This is a genomic window from Labrenzia sp. OB1, assembly GCF_001624695.1.
Taxonomy (GTDB): Bacteria; Pseudomonadota; Alphaproteobacteria; order Rhizobiales; family Stappiaceae; genus Roseibium.
Genome location: NZ_JSEP01000003.1, coordinates 229,774 through 249,689 on the forward strand (window position 1 = coordinate 229,774; position 19,916 = coordinate 249,689).

Consider the following 19,916-nt stretch of genomic DNA (forward strand, 5'->3'; position numbering starts at 1 on the left):
GAGACGAAGTGGAATGCTCCGAAGGGGGAAGGCCGGCATCGCCCCCGGCTCAGCGGCGCTTGTCTTGCCGCTTTCTGAAGAGCATGTCCTTCGCCGCGATGACCGCGCCGACGGTTATGGCCACGCAGGCGATGGCAACCGAAAACGTCAGCGCGCCGAACCCGAACGCGATCAGGAGAAGCGTGGACAGGAGCGGCGCCGAATAGGCTGCCGCGCCCAGAACCTGGATGTCGCCGCGCTTCACGCCGATATCCCAGGTGAAGAAGGCAAGCCCCACCGGAAAGAGGGCAAGCCCGAGCAGGGACGCCCATTCCAGCGCCCCCGAAGGCCAGACTGTCTGTTCCAGCATAACATGGCACAGCGCCGAAAGGAGCGCGGTCAGCAGACAAAAACCGGCGACGGCTTCCGTCGGCACGGCCCCGAGACGCCGAGACAGGACGGAGTAACTCGACCAGAAGAGCGAGGAGGTGACCGCGGCAGCATACCCGAGAGCCGATCCACCCGAAAACGAAAGACCTTCGCCGCCGGAGATAAGCAGAACTGCCCCTGCCAGCCCCAGGACCGTTCCGGCGATATGGTGAAGGCGCAGCCTCTCGCCCGGCAGGAAGGCAGAAAACAGAACGATCAGCAACGGCCATGTGTAGTTGATCAGGTTGGCTTCCACCGGCGGAGCGTTGCGGATTGCGGTGAAATAGAAAAAATGAAATCCGAACAGACCAAAGGTGCCAAAAGCCCAGACGCGGAGCGGCTGGCGCAGCAGCTTCAGCTTGCCTGTTGCCAGAAGCCAGACAAGCGCCAGACTTCCCGAAATTCCAAAGCACAGCGCATTGAGCAGAAAGGGCGGAACCTGGCCGGAGCCGGCACCGAAAAGACCGAGAGTCGCCCACATCAGAACGGCGCTCAATCCGATGATCGTTGCTTTCACCCGTTTTGCGTCCGTCATGGCAACCCTGCTTGATGTCCGGCCCGAGCACATCGCATGAAACTGGAAGCGGCGAAAGAGTTGACGCGAATTTTCTCGAAGTCCTTGATCCTTGCTCCGGTTTCGGGACATGGTGCGATTTGCTTCAACGATTTGTCACTTCCGGGGAATTCATGTCTAAGACGGAAATCAGGGCCCTTGGTCTGGATGATGCCCACCAGCTTGCCCCGCTTATCGCCGAAAACGCCCAGGCGCTGAAACGCGGTGCGCCGCGCCGTCCGGACGAGTATTACGCGGAGCGGATCCTTGGCGACAAGACGGCCGAGGTCGTCGGAGCCTTTGAAGGCGAAAAACTGGTCGGCTTTGCGGTTTTCTTCGATCTGCCCGAACTGATCACAGGCCTGCGGATCGGGCAGCTGGACGACATATATGTTCATCCCGATCACCGCAACCAAGGCATCGGCCGACGGATCATTGAAACCCTGGTCGTCGTAGGCCAGAGCCGTGGCTGGCTGCATTTGCGCTGGATCGTACCGGGCAAGAACACTCCCGCCGTCGCGCTATATGAAAAGATCGCCGAGCCTGATCATCGCAAGAGCTATCTCATCCCGATTGACCGTCTCGCAGGAGATTGAGCCGGGGATTTCCGGCTCCGTTATCGCGGATTGTCTTTCGGATCGGCCTCGTTTGACAGGCGGTGTCTACATGCCCGCCGGAAACAGCGCCGGGATTCGTCCAAGTGGCATGAAACCCACGCTCGCGGCGCCACGATCTATCTTCACCGGCAGAGTGATCAGGGCAACGCCATCCGCGCTTTGTGCAGTCTTCAGGCTGCCGATAAAGCTTTCCAGAAGCGCGAAGGTTTGATCCTTCGGCGGGAACAATGGCTTGAGCGACTGCAGCAAAGCCGTTGCATTGCCAAGTGTCAGCGCAACGCTGCCTGACAGCGTCCCGTCACCGTGAACCAGTATTTCGCCGCTGGACGAGACGGAACTGCTCCCCATGGACGCTTCGAGGAGATCCAGTCTTACGGGCAGGTCTTCACCGTTCATGCGGACGAGAGTGGCAAGATCCGCACCCGCCAGCAGGACGGTTCCTCCAACAATCCGGATGCTGCCGCGCAGATCGACCGTGTCCAGAAGATCCGGCAGGGACACCAGCTTCAGCGCATCAATCGAGACATAACCATCCAGTGCACCGGCCAGATCCGGTGCTTCGCGTATATGAACTTCGGCCTTCTCTGCTGAAAACACACCCGCGGAGACGGCATTTTCAATGGCAGCTTCCGGCTTCCGGACAACCGCATTGAGCTCGCCCAGCGCGTTCTCTCGAAATTTCAGGCTGGCCCGGCCAGTCTCCCATGCGATGTTACCGGAAACACCTGTCATCGGACTGATCAAAGCCGCCGGCGTCTTGGCCTCGAAGATCACGTGTCGGGGATTATAGACCAATGCAACCGCATGCAGTCCACCGAGCGATGCGGCAGTCCCGTCGCGGTCACGCGAGCGCATGTCCGTGCAACTGACTTCATAACGGAAGGGATAACCGCGTATGGCAAGATCCGCGCAGGAGACCACCAGTCCGGCTCCCGCCATCCGGGTCAATTGCAGGTCGAGTTGATCGGCCAGGACCGAACGGCCGTAAACCCAGGCGGCGGACCAGCCGGCCGTCACCAGGACAACGGCGGCCAACAGGAAAATGTAGCGGCGTTTCGTTGATTTTGTTGACTTTTTCACGGCAGACGTCACCTTTCGAGCACTCCCTGTTGCATTGGGCGGTCACGATCGATGCGCCGTATCGCGCGGTGCGCCTTGCCAAGTGAACTGTTTATCGCCATCAAATGAATCCATATTGGTGGGACATGCTCCAAAGGCTTGCGTCGATGTGACTCGATACGCCTGCGGAAACTATGACAGGACGATATGAGCGATTTTTGGGTATTTGGCTACGGATCATTGATGTGGAATCCGGGATTTGACCACCTGCGCACCGAGCAGGCGCTCCTGAGGGGAGCTCATCGGGCGCTGTGTGTTTATTCCTGGGTTCACCGCGGCACCCAGGAACGGCCTGGGCTTGTCTTCGGCCTCGACAATGGCGGTGCCTGTCATGGCAAGGCCTATCAGGTGTCCGCCGACATCTGGCCGCAAACGCTCGATTATCTGCGTGCCCGCGAGCAGGCCACGATGGTTTACAAGGAGCATTGGCATCCGGTCGAGCTCGTAAGCGGTGAAAAGGTGGAAGCACTCGTCTACATGGTCGATCACGGCCACCCGCAATATGCCGGCGCTCTGCCGCTGGAAGAGCAACTGGGCATCGTGAGCGGTGCGGTCGGACAATCCGGTGCAAATCCGGAATATGTCCTCAACACCGCCGCCCACCTTGAGAAGTTGGGCATCACGGACACCGCTCTGGCTTCCCTTGCCGCACGGCTGAACGGCAAATCGGAGACTTAAGGCGTGTCGCGTTTAGACGGATTCACCTAGTTCTGGAAAACGCTCGAGGCAGCGTTTGAATTGCAAATGCGTTCGGGTGGGTTCCTGAACTAAATTTAACGCGACAGGCACCGGCACCAAGTTCAACAAACAAGAACTTATTTGTTGAGCTCGGTACCCGTTTCGCGGGCCTGCCTGAGCTTGTCCGCCTGTTCCAGCACCGGCGACGGGGTTGCCGCCTGCCGCGCTTCCTCAAGCAGACGGTCGCTTGCCGTTTCAATGTCCGCCACAATACGCGTCTGAAAGACATCGGCCGGGAGCCCGGGCTCGATTTGCGGCAGAATTTCCACAATCACCGTTCCCGGATAGACCCTCCAGGACGATCGCGGCCAATACAGCCCTGCATTATGGGCAATCGGCACGACAGGACACTTCAGATCCCGGTAGAGATGCGCGATGCCGAACTTGTATTTGGGTTCCGCACCGGCCGGACGGCGGGTGCCTTCCGGGAAGATCAGGATCTGTCGCCCTTCCGCGATGGCCTGCTTGGCCGACAGCATCATCGCTGCCAGGGCTTCCGAACGTTTGCCGCGGTTGATGGCGATCTGTCGGTACTTCGCGGTGTACCAGCCGAAAATCGGTATCCAGCGCAACTCACGCTTGAGAATGAAGGTGGGGCTGGAAAAGAGCGGAATGAGCGCAACCGTTTCCCAGGCCGACTGGTGTTTCATGGCGGCAATAAACCCGCCCGGAGGAAGGTTCTCCCGGCCGCGCAGCTCCACCTTGATGCCTGCGACAAGGCGCATAAGAAGCTGCAAGGCTTTGGACCAGAGCGGCACGACCCACCAGCCCCATTTGCGCGGCAGCAGCAGCACGGGAGAAAACAGGATCATCAGAACCAGATTGAGAACGTAAAAAAGGATCTGGAACAGGGTGGAGCGCAGAAGAATCATGGCACCTGAATTACTGGAACAGTCAGCTCACGGCAAGATGTCCCCGGGACCGAGTCAGGCCATCGTCCCGACGGCTGTCAGTTCACGCCCTGCAGGGTCAACCGGAGTCGGGCGACGCTATACTTCACATACTCGCGCATGAGAAGCCAGATCGTTGCCGGTTCCCTGTACCATTCCTCCAGTTTCAGGTCCTTGGAGAAGACGGGATAGGCAATGAGTTCGACTTTCGGCAGGGCACCGGACAGTTCCACCCTGGCCCGTGGCAGGTGATAGGCGCTGGTAACGACCAGAAGCGAGGAAAATCCGTTTTTGCGGACCCAGCTTGCCGTTTCCGTTGCATTTCCGGCGGTATTGAGCGCAACCCTGTCGAGCTCAACGGTGCTTTTTTTCAGCGGCATGCGCGAGGAAGTGACGGCGGCAAGCTGCTCCCGGGTCGTCCCCGGATGAACGCCGGAGATCAGCAGCCGGTTCGCCCTGCCTTCTTCCAGAAGACGCACAGCTTCGTTAACCCGGGCGTGTCCGCCCGTCAGAACGACGATTGCATCGGCGTTTGCCGTATGAGGAACCTGAACCCCTGCGATCCTGTTGGCAAAAAGCACGAAATGGACGACAGTCCCGGCCAGCAAAGCCGTCACCAGAGTGACAGCCAACACGCGCAGCCCGAACCGTCTCTTGCGCCTTTCCCCAGACTGCATCTCGGTCCTGCTGTCCGAAACCGCAGCCTGCGATGCGGACGCACGACGTTCCGCAGCGATGGAAACACCATCGTCCAAAGCGGGGTCTATGGCTGTGTCGGCATGTATCATCACGCAACTATGATAAGTGATTCGGCCAATTTCGCGGCATAGGTCGGTATTGATGTATCAGCGATTCGCCTCGTGCAAGTAGCGACCGATCCCGAACCGGACGAACGCGCAAGCAATGTTGGCCGGTTTTCCAGCGCAATGGAAGCGTTGAGGACTACCAAACCCGCAATTCAATCGGGATTTCCGGACGATACCCGTTTTTTTCCGCCCCGCAGGGTCAGTCCACTTTGGCCAGATGCGCCTTCACGGCCAGGCCGGAAGTGAGCGCGGTTAAAATGGCCACGAGAAAAACAACACCGAAGACGCCGAAGTACCCCGGCAGGCTGACGGATATGCCACCGAAGAGCGCCGACATCTGGTCGGAACCGGCCTGACCCGACCCTTGCCGGGTGAGCATGTCCATGATGACGAAACTGACGATCGCGGCGACACCTCCCGACACGCCTCCCTTCAGCCCGAGCATCAGGAAATGCCGTTGAAACTCTCGTGCGATGAAGCCGTCTTCCGCACCGACGAAATGCAGCACAGAAACAACATCCTTGTTGCCCGCCATGGCCGACTGAGTGGCGAAGACGACGCTGAGCACCATGGAGCTGAGGACGAGGATCATGATGGCGATACCGGCGGCGACCACCGCGCCCGCCATGGCTGAAAGACGTGAGGTCCAGATCGAATGATCGTCGACACTCGCACCGGTCACATTCCGGCTCACCGTTTGCTTGAGCTGTTCCAGGTTCAACTCTGCCGGGTCGCCGACGTTGATCTGGATAAGCCGGGGGACCGGAAGTCCGTCGAGTTGCAGACCTTCTCCCAGCCAGGGCTCCAGAAGTGCCTTGGTTTCCGCATCCGACAGGGCGCGAACCGAATCGATGCCCGGAAACTCCTGGGCCAGGGCGACCGCCTTGTCGATCTCGCGCAGCATGTCGACGCCTTCTGTCGGACGGATCTGGATGGTGATTTCGCGCACCAGATCGTTCTGCCAGGCATCGGCGGCGTCCCAGACGACGGACACCCCGCCGACGGTCAGGCAGGCAAGAAAGCTCATGATGGCGACGACAAGGGTCAACGCCCGCCCGGCGACCGATTGCGGCGGAACGATTGCGGCGGCCGGGCGAAGCCGGGCGTCGTCGCTCCCATCCGGATCCTTCGGTCTCGGTGACGCCTTGCGCTTCGGACGTTTCGGCCGCTCCTTGCGGCGCGGCGACTTGACGTCCGCAGCGCTCGCCCGGCGCTTTTTTGTATCGTCCGGCTGTGCCATTTCCTGCCTAGTCAAAGATCGCGAGACGCCCGTCCGTGAGAACCATGCGTCTGGCATCAACCTGTTCCAGAAGAGTGATGTCGTGCGTCGCTATCACCACGGAAGTGCCGAGTTTGTTCAATTCGATGAAAAGACGCAACAACCGTCGCGCCAGCGGTGGATCGACATTTCCCGTGGGCTCATCCGCCAGCAACACCTCGGGCCGGGTAATCAGTGCGCGGGCGATCGCCGCACGCTGCTTTTCGCCCCCGGACAGAACCGGCGGCAGGACGTGCATGCGCTCACCCAGGCCCACCCACTTGAGGAGGTCGATCACGTCCGACCGGTATTCGCTCTCCTCCTTGCCACCCACCCGCAGCGGCAGGGCGACATTTTCGTAGGTCGTCAGATGGTTGAGCAGGCGGAAATCCTGGAAAACCACCCCGATCTTGCGCCGCAGCGCCGGCAGTTCCTGCTTCTCGATGATACTCAGGTCGCGGTTGAAAACCTTGATCAGGCCGCGTGTCGGCCGCAGCGACATGAACAGAAGTCTGATCAGGCTGGTTTTTCCGGCCCCGGAAGGACCGGTCAGGAACTGAAACGACTGCTGTTCGATCTGAAATGTCAGATCCTGCAGGATCTCGGGACCCATCCCATATCTCAATCCGACATTTTCGAAGCGGATCACAAGTGCGACTCCTGTTGATGGACCGACGCTACGACCTGGGCGTTAACGCTGCATTAATCATATAAAGGTCCATTGGACAGCTGAAACCCCGTCACGGGATTTGCCGGTCTTTGTCCAGTATTTCCTGCCGAAAGGCGACCTTCGCCGGCCGGACCGCCCTGACAAGACCGCCCTGACAAGACGAGGGAGAGCGCACCGCATGAAACAGAATCTGTTTGAGGAGCGCGCGGAAAAACCATGCAAGCGATAGATCAAGTTGCGCAGCCCGTGAAGCGTCAAGTCGCCTGCCGCGCTTTCGAACCGGCGAGGGAACCGTGGGGTCGTTCAGCACGCTTTCGCCGTTCCGGCGCGATACCATCGTGGAAAACACCGGGAAGCAGCCGCACTTTCCTGTGCTTTTCTTCAATTGAAGACCGATCCGCGGCGCAATCATGATAACCGTTAACCTGACTTGGTTGCGATCTGGTGGACAATGGCAGGGTGTTCCCGCACTTGAGAGCGATCGATCTGCTTTCCCGTGAATTGCATGAAGCATGTGATGTTGATGAACGAACCGTTTGAGCAAGCCATGACGAAAGGTCTTCGCCGATGAAGATCACCTGTCCGGACTGCAGTACGTCCTACGAGATCAAGGCGGAAGCGGTCGGCCCGGAAGGCCGCAGCGTGAAATGCGCCAAATGCGGAAATCGCTGGTTTGTCTCTTCCGAAGACGAAGAAGGCACAATAGACTTCGAAGCTGCGGACGAGCCCGTTGAAGCTGCCGCACCGGAGGACGCTGGCGAAGCCGCCGAGGAAGCGGACTGGACAGCCGACGCCGAAGAGGATTCCGGCGCCTCTGCTCTTGAGGAAGAACCGGCCGATCCCGACATGGGGGGAGAAGATCCTCCCGATATCACATCGCCTTCACCGGTCGCCATGTCACCCGCCACATCCGACGAAGGCAAGTTCGCCGAGGACCTGCGGGAGGAAGAAGGGGCCGGAGACGATATTGAATCGCTTGCCAAGCGTCCCAAGATTATCGTCAACCCGAACAAGTTTCGCCGCGACCACATAAGCACGGTGATCAACTGGCTCTTCCGGCGCAATTTCCGACGACTGGGTGGATTCACCCTGTTCGGCTTCGCGCTGGTCGCCTGCCTCCTGCTCGTGCTGATGCGGGACAATATTGTCAAGCAATCGCCGGATCTGGCCAGCCTGTTCCAGATGATCGGCTTCGACGTCAACCTGCGCGGTCTGGAATTCAGGAACCTCAGGACCTTTACCGAAGTCGAAGACGGTAATCGTGTGCTTGTCGTCGAGGGTTCGATCCGTAACATTCTCGAAGAGACCAACGTGGTTCCCGCGATCCGGCTCGCCATTCGCAGCGACGATATGCAGGAAGTTTACGCCTGGACCGTGGAGCCCCGCACCAGATCCCTTAACGCCCTTGATGAAACAAGGTTCAGAACCATCCTTTCCGATCCGCCCACAGGGGCGACCGATATACAGGTCCGGTTCGTGGACCGCGGCAACAAGCAAATAGTTCTCGAGTGACCATGACAACCGATATTCTCACTTTGTTCGATGAAGACGCCATCGCCGTGCGGGTCGCCTCGCTGGCGGAGGAAATCGCCGAAGGGCACGCGAAGGATCTGCTGGTCGTAGCCGTGCTCAAGGGCAGCTTCATCTTTGCGGCCGATCTTGTCCGCGCCATGCACCGGGCGGGCCTGGAGCCGGAAATGGAATTCATCCATCTGTCGTCCTACGGCGCCGGAACGGAAGGCTCGGAGGCCATCCGGGTCCTGCGCGATGTCGAAAGTGATGTTAACGACCGCGATATCATTTTGGTGGATGATATTCTCGAATCAGGCCGCACGCTCGCTTTTGCCAAGGAACGGCTCATGAGCCGCGGCGCCCGCTCGGTTAAAATAGCGGCGTTACTCGACAAACCCGAGCGCCGCAAAGCTGCCATATCTGCAGACTATGTCGGTTTTGCTTGTCCAGATAAGTTCGTCGTCGGATATGGCATGGATATGGGTCACGCTTGGCGGCAGTTGCCCTATATTGGATACGTCGTTGCCTCGGACGAGGCGTCAGCAGACGGAAAGACAGGAGAGTGAGCATGGCTCGCATTCTTCTTACGGAAGACGATGAGGCGGTCCGCAGCTTCGTGAAGCGTGCCCTGGAACTTGACGGGCATAGCGTCGAAGCGGCTGAAGACGGTGGAGAAGCGGTGGAAATCCTGACCCGCAACAAGGGCGGTTACGATCTCCTGCTATCCGACATCAAGATGCCCGTCATGGACGGCATCGCGCTCGCACTTCAGGCCGCGCGCGACTATCCGCGCATGCCTATCCTGCTGATGACCGGTTTCGCCGACCAGAGGGAACGGGCAAACGGCCTGGACGCACTGGTGCATGACGTGGTCACCAAGCCGTTTTCGCTCGCCGATATCCGCAGGGCGGTGCGCAACGCCATCGCGGGAGAGACGATACGGGAGACCCGTCGCTACGCTTGAGGTCCGGACAGGTCTGCCAATAGAAATTGATCCCGCCTGAACAATCTATTCCGGCGGGTTTTTTCTATTGTGAAAGCGTTGCACGTTTGCGAAGTCTCGCGCTCAAACGCATTCAAGGTTCAGGATAATTCCCGAGACAGCGTTTGCCTTGCGAATGCCGTCGGACGATCTCCTGGGTTCGCCTTTTGACGCAACATGCCCAAGAGCGAGCTACCGGGCGGTTTTCACAACCCCGCGAACGTCCGGCAATGCAGGTACCAGAGACACTCCGGACCCGGTCAGTACCGCTTCAACAGCCGCTCCAGATAATCCAGTTCCAGCTTCGGCCGCGATGGATCTGAAAAGCGGCGGCGGAGTTCCTCGAGGATCCGTCTGGCCCGCTGGACGTCGATTTCATCGGGAATGCGCACCCGATTGTTGAAATCCGGACCTTCGGTGCGGCGCGGACGGCCGAGCGGGTCTTCGTCAAGCGGCGAGGGGCCGTTGGGAGAGCCCATCCCTTCGCCTTGCCCCATCATCTGTTCGCTCAGGCTCTGCGCCCCGCGCCGCAATGCATCCAGGGCATTGCCCTGCTCGCCGACAGCCTGCTGGCCCTGACCCTGTCCGAGCGAATCTTGCGCCTCGCCCATGGACTCCCCGGCCTGGCCCAGCGCCTCATTCTGACCCATGCCGTTCTGGCCAAGCTGCTCCATGAGCTGTTCAAGCTGCTGAGCGAGGTCGCCCTGGCCCTGCTGAAGCTGCTGCAGCATCTGCTCCAGCTGTTCCATGGTCAGTTGCTGCCCCTGGCCCTGTTGACCCTCTCCCTGCTGACCAGGCTGCTGCTGCCCTTGCTGTTGCTGATCCTGATTGAACTTGTGCGTCTCATCCATCAGCTGTTGCTGCCGCTGGATCATCTCGCCGAGCTGGTTCAGCATTTCCATCATTTCGCTCGACATGGCGTTCGGCGTCATCTGCGGCCGGCCGGCCTGAAGGTTTTCCAGCATCCGCTGCATCTCCGCCAGCAGTTCACGGGCCGCATCCCGCGATCCCGTGCGTGCCAGTTCCTCGATCCTGTCCAGCAATTCGCTCAGATCGTTCTGACTGAGTGTTTGCTGGTTGCTCTCGAAGTTCTGCATGGCCTGAGGGTTCTGACGCATCTGTTCGGCCAGCGCCTGCATGAATTCCTGAAGGGCTTCGCGAACGTCCTGGGTCAGCTTGGCGATCTCCTCGTCACTCGCCCCCTCTTCAAGAGCCTTGCGCAAGGCCTCTTGCGCGTCCCTCAGCTTGCGTTCGGCCTCGGACAGGTCTCCATCCTCGATCGACAGTGCAAGGTCCCACAGAAGCGGCAAAAGCGCTTTCAGCTCTTCATCCGTGCGCGCGCTTGTCAGCTCGCCATAGGCATACCGCATGCCGAGATAGTCGCGCGCCTTGTAATCGAAGGTTTCCGGCGCGAGCAGCAGTGCGTCGAAAGCGGTGATGATCTGCGGATGATTTTGCGCGTCGAGCGCCAGATTGCGGCGCTGCTCGACAACCGCCCGTGCCAGCGGCTTGCCGAAACGGCGCTGGGGCAGGGTTATCCTGTAGGCGGGAGACAATCCCTCCTGCTCCGCCTGGTCCCGTGCCATCAGCGTCAGGTCAACCTCGGCGCCGGCCCACGGATGCGATGTCAGGTCGCGGATGGTTTCCGCCGTCTTGGCGGTGCCCGCGCGCGCAGGTAGCGACAAGGGGAAGACCGGAGCCTCGACCAGCGGCCGCGCAACCCGGTTTTCGTGCTCGAGATCCGGCAACGGCGAAATGCGTCCCTCCGCAGCCACCACCCCGTAATCGTCCTTGACCAGATAGGAAAACTTCAGCGCACCGCTGAGCTGTTCTTCCGGGTCGTCCGTCAGACGGATTTCCGGCGCATGATCCGGACGGACCGCGAATACAAAGCCCATGATCGGCTCGTCGCCGTTCAAAAGCTCGACAATCCCCGTGGTTTCGAGTTCGAGGCGCCGCTCGACCGGCAGGAGTTCGCTGAGGGCCGGTTCCCCGGTTACACCTGTCTCTTCCGGTTCTATGACACGCGGTTCCGTGTCATCAGCCCCGGCGAATGTCATCGACAGCTGGCGCGCGCCCTGTGACCTGACCACGAGAACCGACCCTTCCGGAACGGACACGGGCGCGCCGGGCTCGCGGAGCTGCGCGCTCTCCCCGGTAAGATAGATCGGTGCTTCGCTGGTATACAGGGGAGGGGTCACCCAGGCGTCGAGGCGGCTCGGCGCTTCAACCGTGTTGAAAGGATTTTGAAAAGCGGACCCAAGACGGGACAGGCGGTCGCCGCTCGCGGTGGAAAATCCGATGATGAGCAGGCTCGCCGCCAGCACGCGGAACGCCCAGGGGTCCTTGCGGTAGGCTTGGGGATCCGGCGCCCGTGAGCGGATGGCTGCGACCGCTTCCGCCGTACGGCGCAGATGCAGCGCCCACATAGCCTGGCTTTCCGGGTTTCCCGACCCGACCGAAAGATCATCCTCGAGAGTGGTCAGGGGCCGGTGCGCATAGCCGGAGGATGTCTCGACCCGGGACAGCGCCTCGTCGCGCGTCGGCCAGGCAAGCCTGAACAAGCCCCTTGCCGCCCGGATCGCTGCAATCGCAAAAAGGATTACGCCCACCGGTCCCGCCCAGACGGGCAATATCAGCCACAGACCAAGCCATGAGAGACCTACGAAGATACCGGCGACCACCAGCACCGGCAGCAGCGCACGCCAGAAACGTTCCAGGAACAGGGCCCGCCGGCTGAAGCGGACAAGTTTCTCCAGACGGGTCGTGATGAAACTCCGGCGCTCATTCGTCCCGGGCGTTACCGGACGCTTGATATCCTGCTGGCTGTCATTCGGGCTCAAGAGCACCTCCGGTTCATATCCCGCAAATGCCGTTCCCCTGAAAGGCGCAGCGCAGGACCTGCCCACCTGATACAAGGTGAGGCAAAGGAGCCTTGGCGGCAACCTGTACAATCAACTAATTGTCGGAAGTATCGGTCACGAACCCTTGAACCAGTCGGGAATTCGGTCAAGGCCGAGCAGGTCCTCGTAAGTGGTTCTGGGTCGAACGACCGCAAATTCATCAGCGTTTACGAGGACTTCCGGCACAAGCAATCGGGAATTGTAGGTGCTGGACTGCACTGCACCGTAAGCGCCGGCGGAATAGACCGCCAACATATCCCCAGCATTCACCCTCGCCATGTCCCGGTTCTGGGCAAGAAAATCACCCGTTTCGCATACGGGACCGACGATATCCGCCTTGATTCGGCCGCTTTCAGCCGCGTTTTCGCGGACCGGGCGGACCTCGTGATAGGCCTCATAAAGGGTCGGGCGGATGAGATCGTTCATCGCACCGTCAACGATCACGAACGTCTTGTCCGCGCCTTCCTTCACATAGATGACGCTGGTCACCAGGATGCCCGCGTTGCCCGCGATCATGCGGCCGGGTTCGAACATCACCCGGCAATCCAGTTCCCGCACGTGCTTCTTGACCACCTGTGCATAGGCACCCGGGTCCGGTGGCGGATCGTTGTCCGTGACATAGGGAATGCCGAGCCCACCGCCGAGATCGACATGATCGATCTGGTGGCCTTCCGCCCGCAAGCCGGAAATCAGGTCGCCCAGCCGGGCGAACGCCTGGTCGAACGGTTCCAGCTCCGTGATCTGCGAGCCGATGTGCATATCGATGCCGGTGACCCTCAAACCGGGCAGATCGGCGGCTTCCGCATAAACCTCATGCGCCCTCTGCCAGGGAATACCGAACTTGTTTTCCGCCTTGCCGGTTGCGATCTTGGCATGTGTTCTTGCATCCACATCCGGATTGATGCGCACCGAAATACGCGCGGTTTTCCCCATTTCGCTGGCGACCCGTGAAAGTTGCCGCAATTCAGGTTCGGATTCGACATTGAAGCAGAGAATGTCCTCTTCAAGCGCAAGAGCCTGCTCCGCCTCGGTCTTGCCGACCCCTGAAAAAACGATCTTGTCGGCCGGCACACCCGCCGCTCGTGCACGGCGCAGCTCGCCTTCGGACACAACGTCCATGCCTGCGCCGAGGTCAGCCAGCGTCTTCAGCACCGCCTGGTTCGAATTGGCCTTCATGGCATAGCAGACCAGCGAGGGAATATCGTCGAATGCGGATGCAAAGACCTGATAATGCCGGGTCAAAGTCGCCGTGGAGTAGCAATAGAACGGCGTGCCGACCTCACGGGCGATCTCCTCGATCGCCACGTCTTCGGCAAACAGTTCTCCGTTTTTATAGGCGAAGTGATGCAAGTCGTGCCCTCATGCGGGTGAACGCGCTGAAAGTGCAGGCGTCCTTAGTTGATCAGAAAGTCCAGAAAGAACGGTTCGTCGCTTTCCGGTTCCTGCGACTGCACGGCAGCGACGGCCGGATCGGCCGCAGCACCTTGCTGCGCCGGGGGAGCTCCCGGGTCGTCCAGCGCGCCCTTCCGTCCACAACCGGTCAGGGTCAGGCCCAGGCAAAGACCGAGCAACGTCAGAATTTTTATTCGGGATTTCATGACCATCCGTGCCCTTTTCGCAAAACCCTTGTCGGTCTTCTCCTCGCATGACAGACCGAATTCGGCAAGCTCACACCGCCTTGTCATGCCAAGATTGAACGCCTTCACCCTCTGGACAGCTCTTTCAGCCAGCGGCGCGCCTGTTTGCGCACGTTCACAGGCGAGGTTCCGCCGTAGCTTGTACGGCTGCGGACCGACTTGTCGACGGACAGCACCGAGAAGATTTCCGCACTGATCTTCGGCTCTACCGATTGCATGTCTTCCAGCGGAATCTTGTGCAGCTCGACATTCCGCTCAACAGCCAGGGCAACGATCCGGCCGGTTACATGATGCGCATCCCTGAAGGGCAGACCGAGCACCCTTACAAGCCAGTCGGCCAGGTCCGTTGCGGTGGAATAGCCGGACCCGGCAGCCTTTTTCATGACTTTCGTCACCGGCTCCAGATCCCGCACCATGCCGGTCATGGCCGCAAGCGCCAGGGAAATGCTGGCAAGTCCGTCGAATGCCTGTTCCTTGTCTTCCTGCATGTCCTTGGAATAAGCGAGCGGCAGACCCTTCATCATCACCAGAAGCGCCTGAAGAGAGCCGTAGATCCTGCCGGTCTTGGCGCGCACGAGCTCCGCAGCGTCCGGATTCTTCTTCTGCGGCATGATCGAAGAGCCCGTTGAGAACTTGTCCGACAGCTTGACGAACCCGAACTGCGCGGAGCACCAGATGACGATCTCTTCAGCAAGGCGGGAAAGATGCATTGCGGCAAGGGACGCCGCAGCAAGTGCCTCAATGACGAAGTCCCGGTCGGAAACCGCGTCCAGCGAATTTGCCGCCGGCCGGTCGAACCCGAGGGCTTCGGCCGTCATCTTCCGGTCGATCGGGAAAGACGTCCCGGCCAGAGCGGCCGCACCCAGCGGGCTTTCGTTCATGCGCCTGCGCGCATCGCGTACGCGGCCCCGGTCACGGGAGAACATCTCCACATAGGCAAGCAGATGATGCCCGAAGGTAACCGGCTGGGCAGATTGCAGATGCGTGAACCCGGGCATGACATCGCCCGCATGGATTTCCGCCTTTTCGGCGAGCACCTGCATCAGTTCACTGAGCTGGTTGTCCAGAGTGTCCAGGGTGTCCCGCACCCAGAGGCGGAAGTCTGTGGCGACCTGGTCGTTTCTGGAACGCGCGGTGTGCAGGCGTCCGGCGGCAGGTCCGACCAGTTCGGCCAGCCGGGACTCTATGTTCATGTGGATGTCTTCCAGCGCCCGCGAAAAGACAAACTCGCCGCTTTCGATCTCTGACAGAATTGTGTCTAGACCTTGAACGATCTTGTCTGCATCGTCCTGCGTGACAATGTCTTTCTCGGCGAGCATGCGCACATGGGCTTTCGAGCCGTCGATGTCTTGCTTATAAAGTTTCCGGTCATAGTCGATGGAGGCGTTGATCTCCTCCATGATGGCGTCCGGTCCTTCTGCGAACCGGCCTCCCCACATGCGATTGCTCATGTCCTGTCCCTTAAGAGGCGCCTCTTGCGAGGTGTGAACGAATGACGAAGCCAACCGAACCCGCAAAACGCTCCGGACGCGGCCTTGTGGCCGCCGGGCTTGCAGGCACCGTAGCTGCTGTAGCGGCTCTATACGTGATCGCCGGACCCGATGGCAACATTGCAGGCGCTGAAACCTGCTCGGCCACCCTGGAGACGGCGGCGGAGGCGAAACCCCACGCCACCGGCGAAGTAGCCGCATTCCTGCCCGCGAGCCAGCCGCTTGATCTCAAGGACCTGACCTTCATGGGACCGGACGGGGCGCAGGTCAGCATCGCCGACTTCGGCGACAGGACTGTTCTTCTCAATCTATGGGCAACATGGTGCGCGCCTTGCCGAAAGGAGATGCCGGCACTTGACCGGCTTCAGGCCGATATGGGCGACGAAAACTTCGAAGTGGTCGCGGTCAACCTGGATCGCGGCGGGCCGGACAAACCCAGGGCCTTTCTTGAGGATATCGGCGTCAGCCACCTGACCTACTACCAGGACAGCTCGAACGGGCTCCTGAAAGACCTGAGAAAAGTCGCCCGCGCGACGGGTCTGCCGACAACCATTCTGGTGAGTCCGGAAGGCTGCGAGATCGGAACCATGTACGGCCCCGCCGAATGGGCTTCGGGCGAGGCGAAGGAGCTGGTTCGAAGCGCAGTCAAAAAACCGGCGGGCTGAGCGCACGCCGGAATATCGATCTGCAAAAGTTGCAAATAAAATTCAGACAGAGATATCGACCGCTTCGCCGAGGCCCGGAATCTTGCGGGCTTCGCGGCGCGTTTGTTCCGTTTCCTGCGCCTCGTCAAGCCGGCTGGCTACCTGGCGTTCCTGTTCATTCTGATCGCGAATGGCATTGGCCGCAAGCTGGCTGCGCGTGTCGGCAGCGCTGTAGGCGGCGGAAGAAGACGTTTCGGATATACTCGACATAAACCGTACTCCTTGGACGCGGTGAAAAAGTCTCACCGGATTTGGCTTGCCGAGAGCCACCTGCTCTCAGCTGTAACCAGAATTCTTTAGACCGTGATATCGACCTGACCGCCGAGCCCTTTTCCGGGATCCTGCGATTGCACGCGATTCTCCATCTGTTCGGCCTGCCGCGACAGGACCTCAGCCCGGTTCGAACTGAAATTGGCCTGACGTTTGACCGTTTCGGCCACAGCTTCGGACTGCCGGATCTTGGCCGCTTCCGCCTGAGCCGCAGCCTTTTCCGTTCGCGCCGAACTCAGCGAGGGTTGATAAGCCTGAGATGTTCCAGTCCCTATTGAAGCGGGCATGGCCATTCCAATCCATGAAATTATTCAAAGGCTATTTTGCATCAGACAACCGGATTTAAAGGTAAATTTAAAAATGAAACGCTTCGGTTGATTGAAGATATCTTCATAGACAAAAGAAGTTTTTTCTAAATTTTTAATCACTGTCGAACAATGTCTTGAAGTTACTCAACATCCAGGAAAACGTGCAGCCGTTCCTTATCGGTCATTCACCACCCGAACGAGATGCCTGAACGCAAGAAACCGCCTTCCGAAGGGCTCGGAACACGGCTGCTGTTAAGAACTTGAAGAAGGAAAGGTATCAGGCGGTGACGTCGACCTGGGTCCCCAGACCCTCGGCAGGAGCTGCCTGGACCGCCTGAAGATTGTCAGCGCCTTCCTGCAGGAGAGCAACCAGGCTGGCGTCCTGCTCGGCCGCCATTTTCATCATGGCGGACTGCAACTGCTGACCCGTCTGGGCTTGAGTCATGGCAACATAGGTGTTGGCAATTCCAGCGCTGTCCATAGCGAACGGGTTCCCCTGATTGAAACCGCACCGTAACTTTCAGCCCTTAAACAAGCGTTAACAAACGCTTACCCTGTCAATTCCCGTCTTTGCCGAGCGCTTTCCGGCGTATCTTGCCGGACGGTGTGCGCGGCAACTGGTCGACAACCCGGTAGACCTTGGGGCGCTTGTAGTCGGCAAGGGCGGACATGGCGTGGCCGGCAAGGCGATCCGTATCGAAACTGTCGCGATCTCGAGGGACGACAAATGCCGTGATCAGGCTAACGCCTGCACTTGCCGCCACCGATTTGACGGCCACTTCCAGCACCTGCGGATCCGCCGCCAGAACCCGTTCCACCTCCTCCGGCGCGACGCGGTAGCCGAAGGCATTCATCAGATCGTCGCAACGCCCTTCATACCAGTAGTAGCCATCCTCATCCCTGCGGGCCCGGTCTCCCGTCAAAAACCAGTCACCATTGAACGCCGCCGCCGTTTCCTCCGGGCGGTTCCAGTATCCCAGCATCAAACCGGGCTCGTCGCGGTGAATGGCCAGAAGACCGGTTTCCCCCGCCACCACGAACTCCGTGTCTGCGGACGGGTCCTCGTTCACAATCGCCACCTTGCGTCCGGCCTGTGGCTTTCCCGGCGATCCCGGTTTCACCGGCACATCGGGGCCGCTGGAAAGATAGGTCGAAATCTCGCTCATGCCGAGGGCTTCATAAAGTTCGCGGCCCGACCGCTCCCTCCAGTCGCGATAAAGCCCGGCCGAAAGCGCCTCCCCGGCAGTCAATCCGTGACGCAGCGCCGGAAAGGCAGCAGCCGAGACGTCTCCGTATTTCAGGATCCGCCGGTAGAGGCTCGGAACGGCGGCGAAAAGGCTGGCGTGGCTGGCCTCCAGAATCAGCGGCCAGATCTCCGGGTCGCGGGGACCATCATAGACAATACTGGTCGCGCCATTTGCCCAGGGGTCCATCAGTCCGACACCAAGCGTGTAGGTCCAGTTGAAGGCACCCGCATGCAACAGCCGGTCTGTGCGGGAGATGCCATACCAGCCACGATACATCGGCGCACGGGCCGCAGCCGCCCGATGTGCGTGCCGAACGCCCTTCGGTGCACCGCTCGTTCCGGAGGTGTAGATCAGAAAAGCCGGATCATCCCGGCCGGTATCCGCGAAATCGGCAGCGGAGAAACGTTTCAACGCGTCGACGTCCTCGGGACCCAGGAAAGGAACTTCCGCGCTCATCGGCAGTGTAGTCTTGCCGTCATGCAGCACCATCGACGCGCCGCTATCTTTCAGGATCGCCTCTGTCTCAAAGGACGTCAGCAGCGTGGATGTCGGCACCGGAACGAAGCCACCGGCGATCGCGCCGAAAAACAGCAGCGGAAAATCGCTCGAATGCCCAATGCGCAGTAAAACCCTGTCTCCGGCCTGAAGACCGGCGGCCGCAAGTCCTCCCGCGACGGACAGAACCGATTGCGTGATCGCTTCGAATGTGTGGACTTCCAGAAGTTCCCCGCCTGACCCGACCACTTCCAGCGCCGTCTTGCCCGGGTCGGCGCCCGCCCCGGTCAGACAGTACCGTGCGAGATTCATCGGGACCTATCGCGTCGGGACAGGTGTCTCGCCACGATAATCGTAAAATCCGCGCTGGGTCTTGCGGCCGAGCCAGCCGGCCTCGACATATTTCACCAGCAGCGGACACGGGCGGTATTTGGTATCCGCCAGGCCCTCATAGAGCACCTGCATGATCGACAGACAGGTGTCCAGGCCGATGAAATCCGCCAGTTGCAGCGGACCCATCGGGTGGTTCGCACCCAGACGCATGGCCTTGTCGATCGACTCGACCGAACCGACGCCTTCGTAGAGCGTATAGATCGCTTCGTTGATCATCGGCAGAAGGATCCGGTTGACCATGAAGCCCGGGAAATCCTCGGCGACCGCAACCTGTTTGCCGAGACGGTCGCAGAACTCCCTTGAGGCGTCGAAGGTTTCGTCCTCGGTGGCGATGCCGCGCACCAGCTCCACGAGCTCCATCAAGGGAACCGGGTTCATGAAGTGGATGCCGATGAAGCGTTCCGGACGATCGGTTGTCGCGGCAAGGCGGGTGATGGAAATCGACGACGTGTTTGTCGCCAGAATGGCTTCCGGTTTCAGGATCGGGCAAAGCTGCGAAAATATCTTCCGCTTGACCTGCTCGTTTTCGACCGCGGATTCAATCACCAGATCGGCATCGCTGACGAGGTCGAGGTCCTCGGCGGGCTTGATCCGGTCGAGCGCCGCCTTTCTGACTTCTTCGGTGATAAGCGATTTGGAAACCTGGCGCGCCATGTTGCCGTTGATCGAAGCCAGCCCCGACTCTATCCGCTCCATGGAAATGTCGCTCAAGGCGACATCATAGCCGGCGAGCGCGCACACATGCGCAATACCGCTGCCCATTTGACCCGAGCCAATAATGCCGACTTTTTTGATTTCGACAGCCATCCTGAGATTCCGATCTTTAAAAAAAATACCCTGATCGCCGGCCCGATCACCGTGTTGAGGCTATTTTTGGCAAGTCTTGCGCCGAACAGCAAGGACCCCGAAGCGAAAA

General features: G+C 59.9%; 21 protein-coding genes. 6 read left to right on the plus strand and 15 right to left on the minus strand.

Annotated features, from left to right (window positions below):
• Positions 1 to 49 precede the first annotated feature (49 nt).
• A complete protein-coding gene (locus tag OA90_RS05545; protein WP_068408330.1) occupies positions 50 to 943 on the minus strand; it encodes an EamA family transporter in 894 nt (297 codons plus the stop codon).
• 152 nt (positions 944 to 1,095) lie between these two features.
• Between OA90_RS05545 and OA90_RS05550 the strand changes: the two genes are divergently transcribed.
• The gene (locus tag OA90_RS05550; protein WP_068408762.1) at positions 1,096 to 1,557 is read left to right on the plus strand and encodes a GNAT family N-acetyltransferase; all 462 of its coding nucleotides are present in this window, start codon (positions 1,096 to 1,098) and stop codon (positions 1,555 to 1,557) included.
• 66 nt (positions 1,558 to 1,623) lie between these two features.
• Here the strand turns inward: OA90_RS05550 and OA90_RS05555 are convergent, their stop codons facing one another.
• Positions 1,624 to 2,658, minus strand: a complete 1,035-nt coding sequence (locus tag OA90_RS05555) for a DUF2125 domain-containing protein (RefSeq protein WP_068408332.1) — start codon at positions 2,656 to 2,658, stop codon at positions 1,624 to 1,626.
• 186 nt (positions 2,659 to 2,844) lie between these two features.
• On the opposite strand from OA90_RS05555, the gene OA90_RS05560 reads away from it, so the two are divergent.
• Positions 2,845 to 3,375 (plus strand): gamma-glutamylcyclotransferase, encoded by a 531-nt coding sequence (locus OA90_RS05560; protein WP_068408333.1) that lies wholly within the window; start codon positions 2,845 to 2,847, stop codon positions 3,373 to 3,375.
• Between the two features lie 137 nt (positions 3,376 to 3,512).
• Here the strand turns inward: OA90_RS05560 and OA90_RS05565 are convergent, their stop codons facing one another.
• From OA90_RS05565 to ftsE, 4 genes are all read right to left on the minus strand, one after another.
• On the minus strand, positions 3,513 to 4,307 hold the full coding sequence (locus tag OA90_RS05565) for a lysophospholipid acyltransferase family protein (RefSeq protein WP_068408335.1): 795 nt from the start codon (positions 4,305 to 4,307) through the stop codon (positions 3,513 to 3,515).
• A gap of 77 nt (positions 4,308 to 4,384) precedes the next feature.
• Positions 4,385 to 5,002, minus strand: coding sequence for a YdcF family protein (locus tag OA90_RS05570; protein ID WP_208985981.1), 618 nt, complete (start codon positions 5,000 to 5,002; stop codon positions 4,385 to 4,387).
• Positions 5,003 to 5,330: 328 nt separating this feature from the next.
• Positions 5,331 to 6,371: an ABC transporter permease gene (locus OA90_RS05575; RefSeq protein ID WP_068408337.1), complete on the minus strand. Its 1,041-nt coding sequence runs from the start codon at positions 6,369 to 6,371 to the stop codon at positions 5,331 to 5,333.
• 7 nt (positions 6,372 to 6,378) lie between these two features.
• Positions 6,379 to 7,038, minus strand: a complete 660-nt coding sequence (ftsE, locus tag OA90_RS05580; RefSeq protein ID WP_068408339.1) for a cell division ATP-binding protein FtsE — start codon at positions 7,036 to 7,038, stop codon at positions 6,379 to 6,381.
• A gap of 588 nt (positions 7,039 to 7,626) precedes the next feature.
• Between ftsE and OA90_RS05590 the strand changes: the two genes are divergently transcribed.
• From OA90_RS05590 to OA90_RS05600, 3 genes are read left to right on the plus strand one after another with little or no spacing between them, the layout of a single operon-like run.
• On the plus strand, positions 7,627 to 8,571 hold the full coding sequence (locus OA90_RS05590) for a zinc-ribbon domain-containing protein (RefSeq protein WP_068408343.1): 945 nt from the start codon (positions 7,627 to 7,629) through the stop codon (positions 8,569 to 8,571).
• A gap of 2 nt (positions 8,572 to 8,573) precedes the next feature.
• Positions 8,574 to 9,137, plus strand: a complete 564-nt coding sequence (hpt, locus tag OA90_RS05595) for a hypoxanthine phosphoribosyltransferase (RefSeq protein ID WP_068408345.1) — start codon at positions 8,574 to 8,576, stop codon at positions 9,135 to 9,137.
• A 2-nt stretch (positions 9,138 to 9,139) separates the two neighbouring features.
• Complete coding sequence (locus tag OA90_RS05600) at positions 9,140 to 9,535, plus strand: response regulator (RefSeq protein WP_068408347.1); 396 nt, start codon at positions 9,140 to 9,142, stop codon at positions 9,533 to 9,535.
• A 278-nt stretch (positions 9,536 to 9,813) separates the two neighbouring features.
• On the opposite strand, the gene OA90_RS05605 is transcribed toward OA90_RS05600, so the two are convergent.
• From OA90_RS05605 to argH, 4 genes are all read right to left on the minus strand, one after another.
• Positions 9,814 to 12,396, minus strand: coding sequence for a TIGR02302 family protein (locus OA90_RS05605; RefSeq protein WP_208985982.1), 2,583 nt, complete (start codon positions 12,394 to 12,396; stop codon positions 9,814 to 9,816).
• A 135-nt stretch (positions 12,397 to 12,531) separates the two neighbouring features.
• On the minus strand, positions 12,532 to 13,806 hold the full coding sequence (lysA, locus tag OA90_RS05610) for a diaminopimelate decarboxylase (protein WP_068408349.1): 1,275 nt from the start codon (positions 13,804 to 13,806) through the stop codon (positions 12,532 to 12,534).
• A 44-nt stretch (positions 13,807 to 13,850) separates the two neighbouring features.
• A complete protein-coding gene (locus OA90_RS05615) occupies positions 13,851 to 14,054 on the minus strand; it encodes a lipoprotein (RefSeq protein WP_199823619.1) in 204 nt (67 codons plus the stop codon).
• A 104-nt stretch (positions 14,055 to 14,158) separates the two neighbouring features.
• Positions 14,159 to 15,544: an argininosuccinate lyase gene (argH, locus tag OA90_RS05620; RefSeq protein WP_068408353.1), complete on the minus strand. Its 1,386-nt coding sequence runs from the start codon at positions 15,542 to 15,544 to the stop codon at positions 14,159 to 14,161.
• A gap of 41 nt (positions 15,545 to 15,585) precedes the next feature.
• Here argH and OA90_RS05625 point away from each other — a divergent pair, with 41 nt between their 5' ends.
• Positions 15,586 to 16,248 (plus strand): TlpA disulfide reductase family protein, encoded by a 663-nt coding sequence (locus OA90_RS05625; protein WP_068408355.1) that lies wholly within the window; start codon positions 15,586 to 15,588, stop codon positions 16,246 to 16,248.
• 42 nt (positions 16,249 to 16,290) lie between these two features.
• Here the strand turns inward: OA90_RS05625 and OA90_RS05630 are convergent, their stop codons facing one another.
• From OA90_RS05630 to OA90_RS05650, 5 genes are all read right to left on the minus strand, one after another.
• Positions 16,291 to 16,497, minus strand: coding sequence for a hypothetical protein (locus OA90_RS05630; protein ID WP_068408357.1), 207 nt, complete (start codon positions 16,495 to 16,497; stop codon positions 16,291 to 16,293).
• Positions 16,498 to 16,583: 86 nt separating this feature from the next.
• Positions 16,584 to 16,844, minus strand: coding sequence for a hypothetical protein (locus tag OA90_RS05635; protein WP_156510398.1), 261 nt, complete (start codon positions 16,842 to 16,844; stop codon positions 16,584 to 16,586).
• Between the two features lie 298 nt (positions 16,845 to 17,142).
• Positions 17,143 to 17,346, minus strand: coding sequence for a hypothetical protein (locus OA90_RS05640; protein ID WP_068408362.1), 204 nt, complete (start codon positions 17,344 to 17,346; stop codon positions 17,143 to 17,145).
• Positions 17,347 to 17,422: 76 nt separating this feature from the next.
• On the minus strand, positions 17,423 to 18,919 hold the full coding sequence (locus OA90_RS05645) for a class I adenylate-forming enzyme family protein (protein ID WP_068408364.1): 1,497 nt from the start codon (positions 18,917 to 18,919) through the stop codon (positions 17,423 to 17,425).
• Between the two features lie 6 nt (positions 18,920 to 18,925).
• Entirely contained in the window at positions 18,926 to 19,807 is an 882-nt protein-coding gene (locus tag OA90_RS05650; RefSeq protein ID WP_068408366.1) for a 3-hydroxybutyryl-CoA dehydrogenase, read from the minus strand.
• Positions 19,808 to 19,916: the final 109 nt, after the last annotated feature.